A 12,869-nucleotide genomic window follows, 5' to 3' on the forward strand; every position below is an offset into this window, starting at 1 on the left:
CCATGTGAATCTGTTTATCTTCCTTTTCTATCGTGTTATAATAATATGCGTTTGATAAGAGAGGAAATCGTTATGGAATTTGTTGTACTTACTAAAGAAGAATACTCTTCCTTTTTCAATTCCTCCCATCTTCAAAATTTTTGGCAGTCTGTGGAAATGGCAAAAATGCGTGAAAGTCGCGGATGGGAAATACATTATGTCGGAGTAAAAGAAAATGACATACTTTTATGCGCAGCTACTTTGCAATCCCTTCAGGTTTATCGCGGATATAAGCTTTTCATGGCTTTGAGGGGATTTCTAGTTGATTATCATAATGAAGAACTTTTACGTTTTTTTATTCAAAATGTTAAAGCCTATGTGAATGATAATAAATGCTTATATATGAAAATTGATCCATATATTTCTTATCAGCCACATGATATTGACGGTAATGCGATGCCTAATGGGAAAAAGGAAGATGGATTGATTGCCTTATTTGAAGAATATGGATTTGTGCATCAAGGGTTTCGAACATACCATGATGATGAATTTGAACCACGATGGATTTCTGTTTTAAATACAGCAAATACAACAGAAGAAGAAATATTGAAAAATATGCACTCGATGACAAAAAGAAATATTGCTTTTACGAAAAAGAATAATATTGAAGTTTGTACACTTGAACGAGATCAATTATCTATTTTAGATGATGTCATCAGAGAAACTGGAGGTAGAAAAAACTTTCATTCGCAGAATTTAGCTTACTATACCTCCATGTACGATTGTTTCAAGGAACATTTTGAAGCAAAAGCTGCTTATATTTATTTTCCAACATATATTACGAAAACAGAAGGAGAAGTTCTTAATTTATCGGCACAAATTGATAAGCTTGAAATTGCATGCGCTCAAAATCCGGATGCTAAAAAGAAAACGAATCAGCTAAAGGATTTAAAGAGACAGCAAGAAGTGCTTAAGAAGCGCTTATGCGAAGCCGCAGAGCTTCAAAGGGAGCATGGGGATACTTTGTATCTAGCTGCTGCAATGTTTTTGAAATATGATAGTGAGATTTTATATTTATTCGGTGGAAGCTATGAAAAGTTTCACCAATTTAAGGGCTCTTATGCAATTCAGTGGGATATGATTAAGGAATGTATAAATAGGAAAATTCCACGTTATAACTTTTATGGTATTAGTGGGAATTTCCATGAAGATGCGGAAGATTATGGTGTTTATCTATTTAAAAAAGGATTCCATGCCGATGTGGTTGAATTGCTAGGAGATTTTATTTATATAGCTGATCCGAAACAGTATAAGCAATATCAGATGCTAAGAAAAATTAAACATAAGATTTTGCGTCGTTAATTAGGAAAGGATTTGTGTAATAGAATGAAAAAATTAAGGATATCTTCTTTGGAGGAAACTAAGCATTTAGCCGAAAAAATAGCTACTTACGCAAATGTTGGAACACTAATCACTTTAAAAGGTGATTTAGGTGCGGGAAAAACAACCTTCACAAAAGCATTTGGTAAGGCACTTGGAATTCAAAAAACAATCAATTCACCAACCTTTACAATTTTAAAAATTTATCGTGATGGTCGCTTGCCGCTTTATCATATTGATGCCTATCGTTTGGAAGGTATTTCTCAAGATTTAGGTTTTAGCGATTATTATGAAGGTGATGGCGTCTGTATTGTGGAATGGCCGGATTTTGTAGAGGAAGAATTACCGAAAGCACGCTTGGAATTATCGATATATCGCATGGACGAGCAGGAAGGACGCGAATTTGTCATAAATGGTATCGGAGAACATTACAAAGAAATAGAGGAGGCTGTGTATGAAAACATTATGCATGGATAGCTCACATAAATACTTGGTTTTGGGTTTATATGAGGATAATCAGCTAATAGCAGGATATGCAAAGGAATCTTGGAAGAATCAATCTGAAATGATTTTCCCGCAGTTGATTGCTTTATGTGAACAAGCTGGTTGGAAAAGTGATGATATTGATGAAGTCGTTATCACAGATGGACCGGGGAGCTACACTGGAGTACGCATTGCGATGAGCATTGCTAAGGTGCTATGCACCATAAAGCATATTCCACTATATGTACTGTCAAGTTTGCAGCTGTTGGTAGGCAGTCATGCGCATGCTTTAGCAGTGATGGACGCACGTAGCAACAGAGCTTATTGTGCACGTTACAGTGAAGGGAAGCTAATTGGAAAAGAAGAAATTTTAACACTGGAGGAGTTAAAGCAAATTCAGAAAGATCATCAGTTTGCTGTATATGGTGATGCCGATTTGATTGATTGTCAGGCAGCAAAAACAGATTTTTTGCTAAATTTCTTAGAGCTACGTCCATTCGTACGTGAGGTAAAAAATATTCACACCCTTGTTCCACGCTATCTCAAGGAACAAGATGCTTATAAGGTAAAATAAATGCTGCGTAAAATGGAAGAAAGAGATATCCAAGCAGTCTTGGAAATCGAAGAGCTTTGCTTTACAAGCCGTTGGAGTGAAACGATGCTGCGTTATGAGATGTCGGAAAATGAATTCGCTTCGTTTTATGTGTATGAAGCTGCTAACGAGATTGTGGGATTTATTGATTTTTGGATTACCTTTGAAGAATGTCAATTAGCTCAAATTGCAGTACACCCTTCGCATCGAAGAAAAGGAATTGCCGATTTGATGATGCAAAAAATGGAAAGTATTGCCAATCAAGAAGGCTGTGAGCGAATTACTTTAGAGGTAAGAGTAAGCAATACAGCAGCAAGAAGCTTATATGCGCACTATGATTATATGGAATTGAATATTCGCAAAGGCTATTATAGTGATAATGGAGAAGATGCACTTGTTATGTGCAAGGCATTAGGAGGTGGAAATGCATGAAAGATATAAAAATACTAGCAGTAGAGTCCAGCTGCGATGAAACGGCAGTTGCAGTTGTAGAAAACGGGAATAAAATTCTTTCCAGTGTAGTTGCAACACAAATTGATGTGCATAAGGATTTTGGTGGTGTAATACCGGAGGTTGCTAGTCGAATCCATGTGGAAAATATATCAATGGTGATTGAAGAAGCATTAAAAAGGGCCGAATTAGATATGCCGGATATTGATGCGGTAGCATTTACGCAAGGACCGGGCTTAGTTGGCTGCTTGCACATCGGTGTTCAAGCGGCGAAAACACTTGCTTGGGCATTTGATAAACCGCTTGTTCCGGTGCATCATATTGCAGGACATATTTATGCCAATCGTTTTTTGACGGATTTAGCATTTCCTCTGCTTGCTCTTGTTGTTTCCGGAGGACATACGGAATTAGTGTATATGAAAGATGAATGGAGCTTTCAAATCCTCGGAACTACACAGGACGATGCAATCGGAGAAGCCGGAGATAAGGTAGGGCGAGTCCTTGGCTTACCATATCCGGGCGGTGTTTATGTAGATAAGCTGGCAAAGGAAGGAAAACCGATATATACCTTAAGCAAGCCTAAGACCGAGCAAGCACTTGATTTTTCATTCAGTGGATTAAAAAGCAGTGTTTTGCAGTTTATCGATCGTCAAAAGCGTCAAGGATTGGAATTTAATGCAGCTGATCTAGCTGCCAGCTATCAAGAAACAGCCCTTGATGCATTGCTGTTGCGTGCAAGAAAGGCACTTACACAGTATCAGCCGAAGCAAATGCTTTTAGCGGGTGGTGTTGCGGCAAATTCACGCTTAAGAGAAAAAATACAGGAAGAGCTGGCAATCGAATATCCAACGATTGATTTTGTAATTCCGCCGCTTTCTTATTGTACGGATAATGCTGCTATGATAGGCGCGGCAGGTTATGTCGCTTATAAGCATGGAGTACGTGCAAGCTATGATTGCAGCGCCGATCCCGGCTTAGAACTGGAAAATGTAGAAGAAGCTTCTGTATAATGCAGAGGCTTTTCTATTATATAAATGTTAAAAAAAAGGAAATATTCACAAATAAGCAAAGCTGTGCTATACTTGGTAGGGTGATAAAAATGGCAGATAAAAATGTACCACGTGCAACCTTACAGCGCTATCCGATTTATTTAAAAGCTTTAAGGAAGCTTAGCAATCATGGAGTTGAACGCATCATGTCAAAGGAGCTGGCAACGGTTGTCAATATTGAACCGACAACCATTCGTCGTGATTTCTCTTTCTTGGGGAATTTAGGTAAACAGGGATATGGATACAGTGTAAAAAATTTGATTGAAATCTTTAATCAACAGCTTGGAATGGAGTTTGATGAAAAGATTATTTTGGTAGGTGCGGGGAATATGGGACGCGCATTGATGAAATATAATAAGTGGGATCATGTTGTTGGTGAAATAACCTGTGCTTTTGATATCAATCCGGATCGTCAAGGGGTTCGCTTTGGTATTCCGGTATATGATATCAACCAAATGGAACAGAAAATACCGGAAGGCTGTCGTATTGCGATCTTGGCTTTTTCCGATAATATCCAGCAAACCGTAGATCGTTTGATAGCTTGCGGCATTGTCGGATTTGTAGATTTTACTCACGAGCATATTCAAGTGCCAAAAGGGGTTGTCATAAAGAGTGTAGATGTGGTATCATCTATACAAGAGTTGGTGTTTGAGACAAACAACTTAAATGCACAGCGTTGATACGGAAACGCATGGGAAAAAGCATGGAGAAGCGAGCCGCGTTGGTGAAAGGCGGTACATGACTTACCGATGATGAACAGCCGTGGAGCTAAGCCGGAGAAAGTAAGTAGACGGCTTCGCAGGGAAAGCGTTATTTCCGTTAAGTGAGCTGCTCACTCGAAAGAGTGGGAATTAGGATGGCACCGCGTAAACATACGTTCCTAAGGGGACGTTTTTTTATTTATCAAAATGGAGGGATTATGATGTTTGAATTTATGACTATTCGTGAATTGTATGAAATCGTCATGAGCGGCTCTCATGTAGAGCTTGACAGCATGGAATATGTGCAGCTACAGGGGTGGATTCGTACCAATCGCTGCAGTGGTAAGCTTGGCTTTATCGAGTTGAATGATGGAACCTATTTCCGCAATGCACAGCTTGTTTATATGCAAGAGCTGAAGAATTTTAGCGAAGTTGAAAAATATCCTACAGGTGCAGCGGTTACGATAACCGGAAAACTAAAGTTGACACCACAAGGAAAGCAACCTTTTGAAATTGTAGTAACCGAGGCTGTGCTTGAGGGTGATTGCGATCGTGATTATCCGCTTCAAAAGAAACGCCACAGCTTTGAATATATGCGTGAGATTCCACATCTTCGTCCGCGTGCAAATACGTTTTATGCTATTTTCCGTTTGCGTTCGGTTTTATCTATGGCGATTCATGAATTTTTCCAGGATCAAGGCTTTGTGTATGTGCATACACCGATCATTACCGGAAATGACGGAGAGGGTGCCGGAGAAATGTTTCGAGCTACGACCATTGATAACACTGAGTTCGAAAATGATTTCTTCGGTAAAGAAAGCTTCTTAACCGTTACAGGACAGCTGCATGTGGAAGCCTTTGCGATGGCTTTCCGCGACGTATATACCTTCGGTCCGGCATTTCGTGCGGAAAACTCCAACACCAGTCGTCATGCCAGTGAATTTTGGATGATCGAACCGGAGATTGCTTTTGCGGATTTGGAAGATAATATGAATCTAATCGAAGATATGATCAAATACTGTATTGATTATGTATTAGAAAATGCACCGGAAGAAATGAAATTCTTTAACAGTATGATCGATAAGGAATGTATCGCACGTATTGCCAAGGTACGTGATAGCGAGTTTAAACGTATGACCTATTCCGAAGCTATCGAACTTTTAAAGCAAGCTGATGTGAAGTTCGAAAACAAAGTGGAATGGGGCATGGATCTAAACAGTGAGCATGAGCGTTATATTTGTGAGAAAATCATTGATGGTCCGGTTTTCCTAACCGATTATCCAAAGGATATCAAAGCTTTCTATATGCGCTTAAACGATGATAACCAAACGGTTGCGGCTTGTGATCTATTAGTACCAGGAGTTGGAGAGTTAGTTGGCGGTTCGCAGCGTGAGGAACGCTATGATGTGCTGGATAAGCGCATGAGTGAAATGGGAATGACGAAGGATAATTTACAGTGGTATATGGATCTTCGTCGTTTCGGAGGCTGTCGTCATGCAGGCTTCGGTTTGGGCTTTGATCGCTTGTTGATGTATCTTACAGGTATGCAAAATATTCGTGATGTGGAGCCATTCCCACGTACCCCAAGAAATCTTGTATTCTAATAAAGAAAAGAACCTCTATCACAGTGATTAGAGGTTTTCTTTTGAATTTTCATCATCAATAACAATATTGATAACATCAAAAATGACTTTCTTTTCCATTAAGGAAAGCATATTCCATTTTGCTAGAAGCTGCTTGGTTTCTTCATCATTTGGAATTTCATCACCCGGTTCATAAAAGAATTCGCTTAAAGAAATTCCCAATCCCGCACATAGTCCTTCCAAGGTGGGAATGGTAGGACAGTTTCCCTTGCGAAACAAAGAGGTAATGGTACTCAATGGAAGCCCGCTTTCCTGTGCAAGCTTATAGGTTGACATTTTCTTTTGTTTCATGAGCTGCTTCAAACGTGTGAGTGTATCCATTGATCGACCTCCATACATATTCTGTGTACTATCTATCATTGTAATACGTATTTTCGGCATATTTATTACGCATAAGCGTAATGGTAGGATAAATAAACGAAAGATAGTACGTAAAAGCGTAAGAAATAAACAGATAATAGGAAAGGGATTGTCTAAGGAGCGGTTTTCTTCTATAATGATAATGGTGATTTTTATGAAAGAATATATCATAAAAGAGCATGAAGACGGCACAAAAGTAACGGTTCGTGAAGTGCAGCTTGTGCTTTTGGAAATGTTAAAGGATATTGATGCCCTTTGTCAAAAACATCATATTAACTATTGGCTGACCGGTGGAAGTGCTTTAGGGGCAGTACGTCATAAAGGCTTTATTCCATGGGACGATGATGCAGATATCGGTATGATGCGTGAGGATTATGAACGCTTTGTGAAGGTTGTTCATGAACTTGGTGATGGATATGTAGCGCAGAACTTCGATATTGATGAGCGCTATAATGTTGTGGTTCCGATGAAGGTACGAAAAAAAGGAACCTATTGTGAAGAGGTAAACAGTCTTTTGAAAAACAAATGTACGGAGTGCGATGGATTGTTTATTGATATTTTTGTTTTAGACTATGTAAATGATTGCAAATGGAAGGATTTTATATGGAGAATGCGCAATGGCTTTTTAATGGTTGTGATTACCCTGTTGGAAAACTTGCATTTCAATCCAAAGGCTTTGAAACGTCGCTTTTTGCGTAATGCAAAGCGTTATGGACAACTTAATCAAGGAAATGCGATGATCGGATATGATTTGACATGGACCTTTAATTCGTTTTTCCACCCGGTTGTTTATCCGAAGGAAAGTGTGTTCCCTTTGCGATATGTACCTTTTGAGGATACGAAGTTACCGATACCGAAGGATCCTAAACCGATGCTGGATAATGAGGTATCTTGCAATTTTATGAGCTATCCGCCGCTTAAGGATCAACAGCCTAAGCATTTAAAAGATGCCAAACTTTCATAAGGAGGAATTGCTATGGCTTATGCGCCGAAACAAAAAAGAAAAATACGCTGGAATCTGGTTATACCGCTTTTGCTTCTTATTGCGCTTATCCTATATGCAATTGTTACTGTATTGCTTCCGGATACTGATGATGAGCACGGCTATACGATTTGCGGTTTGAATGAAGAAGAAAGCGCGAAACTATTAAATAAGCAAAATGCCCAAACCTATGAAATTCAAGATTACACATATTATGGGGAATCCCTTGGCTTATATACGGATACCTATGATACGGAAAGTAATGATGAGTTAGTAGGAAAAACCTTACAGCTACATAATTTATGCAATGATAAAGTCGCAACGATGACGATTGATGCCGATGTTGATTTAAAGATCTCCTTGAGTGATTTAGAGCCGGGATTTTATGAAATTACAGTCATTGACGATTTGGTGGAAAAGCAGTTGGTTTATAAAGAAACTTTGGAAAGTGAACCGTTTACGACCATTCGACGCAATAAGCAGGTCAAACATGCGACCTTGATTGCCAATAAGGATTTGTTGAAGGATAAGGGCATTCATTGGAAGGAAAACTATTTGTATTTACAAGTAGAGAGTGGCAAACCGGACGAAGATGTGGTCGATGTGTATTTAGATCCGTATGGTATGAATACCGATTTTCAATATGTACCTGATGAAGGAAGCAGCGGACATGGATTAAAGGAATATAAGGAAACTTATGAGGCTGCCCAAATAATCAAAAAGCAGTTGGAAAGCTATGGCTTAAAGGTGGCAATATCTCGCGCCGATGTAGATGAAACCGCTGCTCCGGCTTATGGTGAGGACGGTCGTTTTGCGCAAGCTTATGAGAGTGGTGCACGCTATTATATTTCCTTAAGAATGAATCAAAGTGAAATGAATCTTGGTGGTGTTGAGATATGGCATAGTGCGCATGCCAGCTCGGTTTTGGGACGGCAGATCATGTATGGATTGGAAAAAAATCTAGGTATGAAGGCAAGCACCTATGTCAATCCCGATGGCTCGGGAGTAGGCCAAAGCTATGTGGATAAACAGTATTTTGACAATAACATTTATTTGCGAGAAACCGGTGGACGTGCGACCTTTGCGGCAATGTATTCCGAATTATCCAGAGAAGAAAATGCTTCTTTTAAAGATGCGAATGGAATGCACGCCTTGGAAATTGATTTCGGTTATGTAACGAATAGCGAAGATGCTGCTTTTTGGAAGGCACATAAAGAGGAAATCGCAAAGCAGGTCGCGGATTCTTTCGCAGAAGCAAGAGGGTTGAAAAAAGGAAAATAGAAAGTGTGATAGAAAATGATTTATCAAATTCATAATGGAACGAAAATGTATGGTGCCAATACGATTTTCGAGAATATTCAATTTGAAATTAAAAATACCGAAAAAATTGCTTTGGTCGGTCGTAACGGCTGTGGAAAAACAACATTATTAAAGGCGATTGCCGGTGTTGAAGAATTGGAGCGTGGAGAAATTCATAAAATGAATGGTATTCGCATCGGTTATTTGGCACAGACAACGTTTGAACATGACGAAGCACTTGTCAAAGAAGAACTAGAGGCGGCTTTTTCGCATCTTAAGGAGATGGAAAGAGAACTTGCAAAATTAACCGCTAAGATGGCAGAGGATCACAGCGAAGAAGTATTAAATGCTTATGCACGCTTACAGCAACGCTTTGAGGAAGCTGGTGGGTATATATATGAAAGTGAAATGATGAATGTCTTTACACGTTTTGGCTTTCAGGAAAGTGATTTAACACGTACGATCGGTTCGTTTTCCGGAGGACAAAAGACAAGGTTGGCTTTTGTAAAGCTGTTATTAAGTAAACCGGATATTTTATTACTAGATGAGCCGACCAACCACTTGGACATTGATACGATCGAATGGTTAGAAGGGTATGTGAAGCGTTATCCAAAGGCTGTTGTGATGGTAAGCCATGACCGTATGTTTTTAGATGATGTTGCCGATGTGGTGTATGAGCTAGAATATGGAGTAATGCGTCGCTATCCGGGAAACTATACTCATTATATCCATACGAAGAAAAGTGATTTGGAACAGCAAAAAAGTGCCTATGCTCGCCAACAAAAAGAAATTCAAAGAATGGAGGAGCTGATTGAAAAATTCCGCTATAAGAAAAATAAAGCGGCTTTTGCGCAATCGAAAATCAAATACTTAGATCGTATGGGGCGAGTTGAAGATCCGAAAAAAGAAGCCCGAAGTTTTCATGCACGTTTCGAACCTCGTGTGCGTGGCGGCAAACGGGTATTGGAAGTAGCTGATCTGGTGATTGGCTATGATCAGCCGCTTTGTACAGTAAATTTAGAGATAATGCAGAAGCAGCGCATTGCGATCATCGGTCCAAATGGGAAGGGAAAATCAACTTTTGTGAAAACCTTGATGAAAAGCATTCCTGCACTATCCGGAAGTTTTTTGCTCGGTCATCAGATTGAGGTCGGCTATTTTGATCAGGAGCTGGCGCAATTCGATACCACGAAAACCGTATTGGAGGAGGTTTGGGACGATTTCAGTGATTTGACACAAAGTGAGGTTCGAACTGCTCTTGGTTGCTTTTTATTTAGTGGAGAAGATGTGTTTAAAACAGTGGATTGTCTTTCCGGAGGAGAAAAGGTACGCTTAAGCCTTGTGAAGCTGATGCTGTCGCATCCGAATTTCTTAATTATGGACGAACCGACGAATCATTTGGATCTGGCAGGCAAGGAGGCCTTGGAGGCTTCTTTACAGGATTATGAAGGAACGATGCTCTTTGTTTCTCACGATCGTTATTTTATCAGTAAGCTGGCAACGGCAATACTTGTGATCGATGAGGGAAAAGCAACCTATTATCCGCTAACCTATGCAGAATACAGCAATAAAACACCGATAGAGACAGAAACGAAAGAAATAGAAACAACGAAACCTAAACCGACGAAGCCTATCAATTATGCTTCTAAAATTAAAAAACTGGAAGCTATGATTGCGAAAAAAGAAGAAGAGTTGGAGGCTTTGCGTGAGCTGCGTTTTGAACCGGAGTATTATCATGATTATCAAAAAATGAATGAACTGGATAGTAGGATTGATGATATTCATAATGAAATCGAGCATCTCATGACACAATGGGAGGAATACAGTGAGCAGCAGGAACGCTCATAATTGAACTGCAATCGAGGAATGTAAAAATATGCCGCTATAAAAATTGCAGGATATACCTTGCTTATGGATTGGCTGTATATAAGAAATAGATCGTTGTTGATGATTGTTTTCTTATGTAAGTAGGTGCTATTCCATCTGAAAGCAAGGTCTTTTTGTATAAAAGTGTTATATGCAGTTCATGCTACTACTAGGTGATTGCATGAAAAAAGAATTCCAAAAACAGATTCAACAGTTTGAAGAAGCATTGCGGCTTCGACAAAGCTTCGATCTAGTAGTAAAACCATTATGTGTGCAAGGGATAAACATGCGCCTTTATTTCGTTGATGGTTTTGCAAAAGACGAAATTTTAGAAAAGATGCTGGAGTTTTTGATGAAAGCGGAATTGCGGGAATGTGTTGAAACGGAAGCTGCCAGCCGTTTTTGTGAACGCTATATATCGTATTTGGAAACGGAAATCAGCAGGGATATCAAGCAGCAGGTAAATGCGGTATTGAGTGGAACGGTTTTATTATTGGTTGAGGGATATACGGAAGGTATTTTGATTGATGCGAGAACCTATCCGACCAGAAGCATGGAAGAGCCGGAAGATGATCGTGTGCTGCGTGGCAGTCGCGATGGTTTTGTGGAAACCTTGATTTTTAATACGGCGTTAATTCGCAGAAGGATCCGCGATCCGCATTTGACGATGGAGTATCATAGTATCGGTTCGATGAGCAAAAGTGATATTGTGTTATGCTATATGGAAGGTTTAGCTGAGCCTTCACTTGTTGATTATATTCGAACACGCTTGCAGCAGATTCATGTAGAAGCCTTGACGATGGCACATGAAAGTTTAGCCGAAGCACTTGTGCCACATAAATGGCTAAATCCCTTTCCGAAGGTACGTTATACCGAGCGTCCCGATACGGCAGCTAGCAATATCTTAGAAGGAAAAATCCTTTTATTGATTGATAATTCACCGAGTGCCTTAATTTTACCAACAAGCTTTTTTGATTTTATTCAAGAAGCACAGGATTATTATTTGCCGCCGATTACCGGAACCTATTTACGTATGATTCGCATAGCGGTCTTTTTCGTAACCCTATTGGTTACACCGATTTGGTATTATTTCAACTGTAACCCACAGCTCTGTCCCGATTGGTTCGCTTTTACTTTGATTGACAGTAAGGCACATATTCCTTTGATTGCTCAGCTTCTGTTATTAGAATTCGGTATCGATGCCTTAAAAATGGCATCTTTGAATACGCCTAGCTCCTTGAATAGTACCTTTAGCATTATCGGAGCTTTAATCTTAGGTGAATTTGCGATCAATGCCGGTTGGCTATCGGAGGAAATTATTTTATATATGGCATTTGTAGGCTTAGCTGATTTCACACAGCCTAGCTTTGAATTGGGCTATGCGATCAAATTTATGCGGGTAATGCTGTTGATCTTCACTGCGTTGATGCCCCGTGTCGGATTTTATGTTGGTCTTGCTTGCATGCTTTTTGTTATGCTATCCAATAAGACAGTAACGAAAACCAGCTATTTTTATCCTTTATTTCCTTTTCAAGCCAAAGCGTTTAAACGGATCTTTATAAGAAAGAAGCTAGGCAATAAAGCTAGCATGCATTCTAAATAAATCGTGTTATAATAGTAATAGGTGATAGAAATGGAGAATGCATATCGTAATATGATGCTTGCCCTGCATTGGAGGTACTAATGCTTCCGGTGTTCTATTGGGTATATGATGCATACGGCTTCTTGTTTTGGTGCCTATTGTATGCAATGGACGTTTTTTTATATAAACGAATGGAATTGCTGGCACTGCTGAAAATGCAGGAAGATGAAAATCATCGTAAAGAAATGTATCGGCTTTTCTTTGTTGAAGGTTTGTTTCTATTTGGTTTGCTGATTCTTTTGTTTTTGAACAGTGAGCTTGCCGGTATTTTATTTATCAACGATATCATTTTAGAGGGCATTTGCTTATTAAATGAGTTGAAGAAAAAAGATAATGAATAACGAAATTGTTGTTTTTTCGTTAAAAATTTCAATTTTGTTACATTTTGGGCGTAAAAAACGCTCTTTTTTATTTTTTCAATAAATCAGAAATGGAAAGTATTG

General features: G+C 39.2%; 13 protein-coding genes. 12 read left to right on the forward strand and 1 reads right to left on the reverse strand.

From position 1 onward, the window contains the following. From EUBDOL_RS00730 to asnS, 7 genes are all read left to right on the forward strand, one after another. A partial coding sequence (locus EUBDOL_RS00730; RefSeq protein WP_083781321.1) for a peptidoglycan bridge formation glycyltransferase FemA/FemB family protein occupies window positions 1–1,341 on the forward strand: 1,341 nt, incomplete at its 5' end. Between the two features lie 24 nt (window positions 1,342–1,365). Beyond that, a complete protein-coding gene (gene tsaE / locus EUBDOL_RS00735; RefSeq protein ID WP_004797495.1) occupies window positions 1,366–1,836 on the forward strand; it encodes a tRNA (adenosine(37)-N6)-threonylcarbamoyltransferase complex ATPase subunit type 1 TsaE in 471 nt (156 codons plus the stop codon). After that, on the forward strand, window positions 1,814–2,416 hold the full coding sequence (tsaB, locus tag EUBDOL_RS00740) for a tRNA (adenosine(37)-N6)-threonylcarbamoyltransferase complex dimerization subunit type 1 TsaB (protein ID WP_040462801.1): 603 nt from the start codon (window positions 1,814–1,816) through the stop codon (window positions 2,414–2,416). Before tsaE ends, tsaB begins: the two co-directional genes overlap by 23 nt. Further along, window positions 2,417–2,866 (forward strand): ribosomal protein S18-alanine N-acetyltransferase, encoded by a 450-nt coding sequence (gene rimI, locus EUBDOL_RS00745; protein ID WP_004797498.1) that lies wholly within the window; start codon window positions 2,417–2,419, stop codon window positions 2,864–2,866. It begins immediately after the preceding gene. Continuing rightward, window positions 2,863–3,894 carry a tRNA (adenosine(37)-N6)-threonylcarbamoyltransferase complex transferase subunit TsaD gene (gene tsaD / locus EUBDOL_RS00750; protein ID WP_004797500.1) on the forward strand — a complete coding sequence of 344 codons (1,032 nt, stop codon included), beginning with the start codon at window positions 2,863–2,865 and terminating at the stop codon, window positions 3,892–3,894. The genes rimI and tsaD overlap by 4 nt, the downstream gene beginning before the upstream one ends. 89 nt (window positions 3,895–3,983) lie before the next feature. Continuing rightward, window positions 3,984–4,613, forward strand: coding sequence for a redox-sensing transcriptional repressor Rex (locus tag EUBDOL_RS00755; RefSeq protein ID WP_022420126.1), 630 nt, complete (start codon window positions 3,984–3,986; stop codon window positions 4,611–4,613). A gap of 242 nt (window positions 4,614–4,855) precedes the next feature. Continuing rightward, on the forward strand, window positions 4,856–6,238 hold the full coding sequence (gene asnS, locus EUBDOL_RS00760; RefSeq protein WP_040462808.1) for an asparagine--tRNA ligase: 1,383 nt from the start codon (window positions 4,856–4,858) through the stop codon (window positions 6,236–6,238). A gap of 27 nt (window positions 6,239–6,265) precedes the next feature. Here asnS and EUBDOL_RS11530 read toward each other — a convergent pair whose 3' ends face one another. Next, window positions 6,266–6,598 carry a helix-turn-helix domain-containing protein gene (locus tag EUBDOL_RS11530; RefSeq protein ID WP_022420128.1) on the reverse strand — a complete coding sequence of 111 codons (333 nt, stop codon included), beginning with the start codon at window positions 6,596–6,598 and terminating at the stop codon, window positions 6,266–6,268. A 193-nt stretch (window positions 6,599–6,791) separates the two neighbouring features. On the opposite strand from EUBDOL_RS11530, the gene EUBDOL_RS00770 reads away from it, so the two are divergent. The 5 genes from EUBDOL_RS00770 to EUBDOL_RS00790 all read left to right on the forward strand — a co-directional run bounded on the left by EUBDOL_RS00770 (window position 6,792) and on the right by EUBDOL_RS00790 (window position 12,767). Continuing rightward, the gene (locus EUBDOL_RS00770; protein ID WP_040462811.1) at window positions 6,792–7,601 is read left to right on the forward strand and encodes a LicD family protein; all 810 of its coding nucleotides are present in this window, start codon (window positions 6,792–6,794) and stop codon (window positions 7,599–7,601) included. 12 nt (window positions 7,602–7,613) lie between these two features. Then, window positions 7,614–8,900 carry an N-acetylmuramoyl-L-alanine amidase gene (locus tag EUBDOL_RS00775; RefSeq protein ID WP_004797509.1) on the forward strand — a complete coding sequence of 429 codons (1,287 nt, stop codon included), beginning with the start codon at window positions 7,614–7,616 and terminating at the stop codon, window positions 8,898–8,900. 15 nt (window positions 8,901–8,915) lie between these two features. Beyond that, the gene (gene abc-f / locus EUBDOL_RS00780; RefSeq protein WP_004797511.1) at window positions 8,916–10,766 is read left to right on the forward strand and encodes a ribosomal protection-like ABC-F family protein; all 1,851 of its coding nucleotides are present in this window, start codon (window positions 8,916–8,918) and stop codon (window positions 10,764–10,766) included. Window positions 10,767–10,965: 199 nt separating this feature from the next. Next, window positions 10,966–12,387 carry a spore germination protein gene (locus tag EUBDOL_RS00785; RefSeq protein ID WP_040462809.1) on the forward strand — a complete coding sequence of 474 codons (1,422 nt, stop codon included), beginning with the start codon at window positions 10,966–10,968 and terminating at the stop codon, window positions 12,385–12,387. 80 nt (window positions 12,388–12,467) lie between these two features. Further along, window positions 12,468–12,767 carry a hypothetical protein gene (locus tag EUBDOL_RS00790; RefSeq protein ID WP_004797515.1) on the forward strand — a complete coding sequence of 100 codons (300 nt, stop codon included), beginning with the start codon at window positions 12,468–12,470 and terminating at the stop codon, window positions 12,765–12,767. The last annotated feature ends 102 nt before the right edge of the window (window positions 12,768–12,869 follow it).

Source organism: Amedibacillus dolichus DSM 3991 (assembly GCF_000154285.1).
Lineage (GTDB): Bacteria > Bacillota_I > Bacilli_A > Erysipelotrichales > Erysipelotrichaceae > Amedibacillus > Amedibacillus dolichus.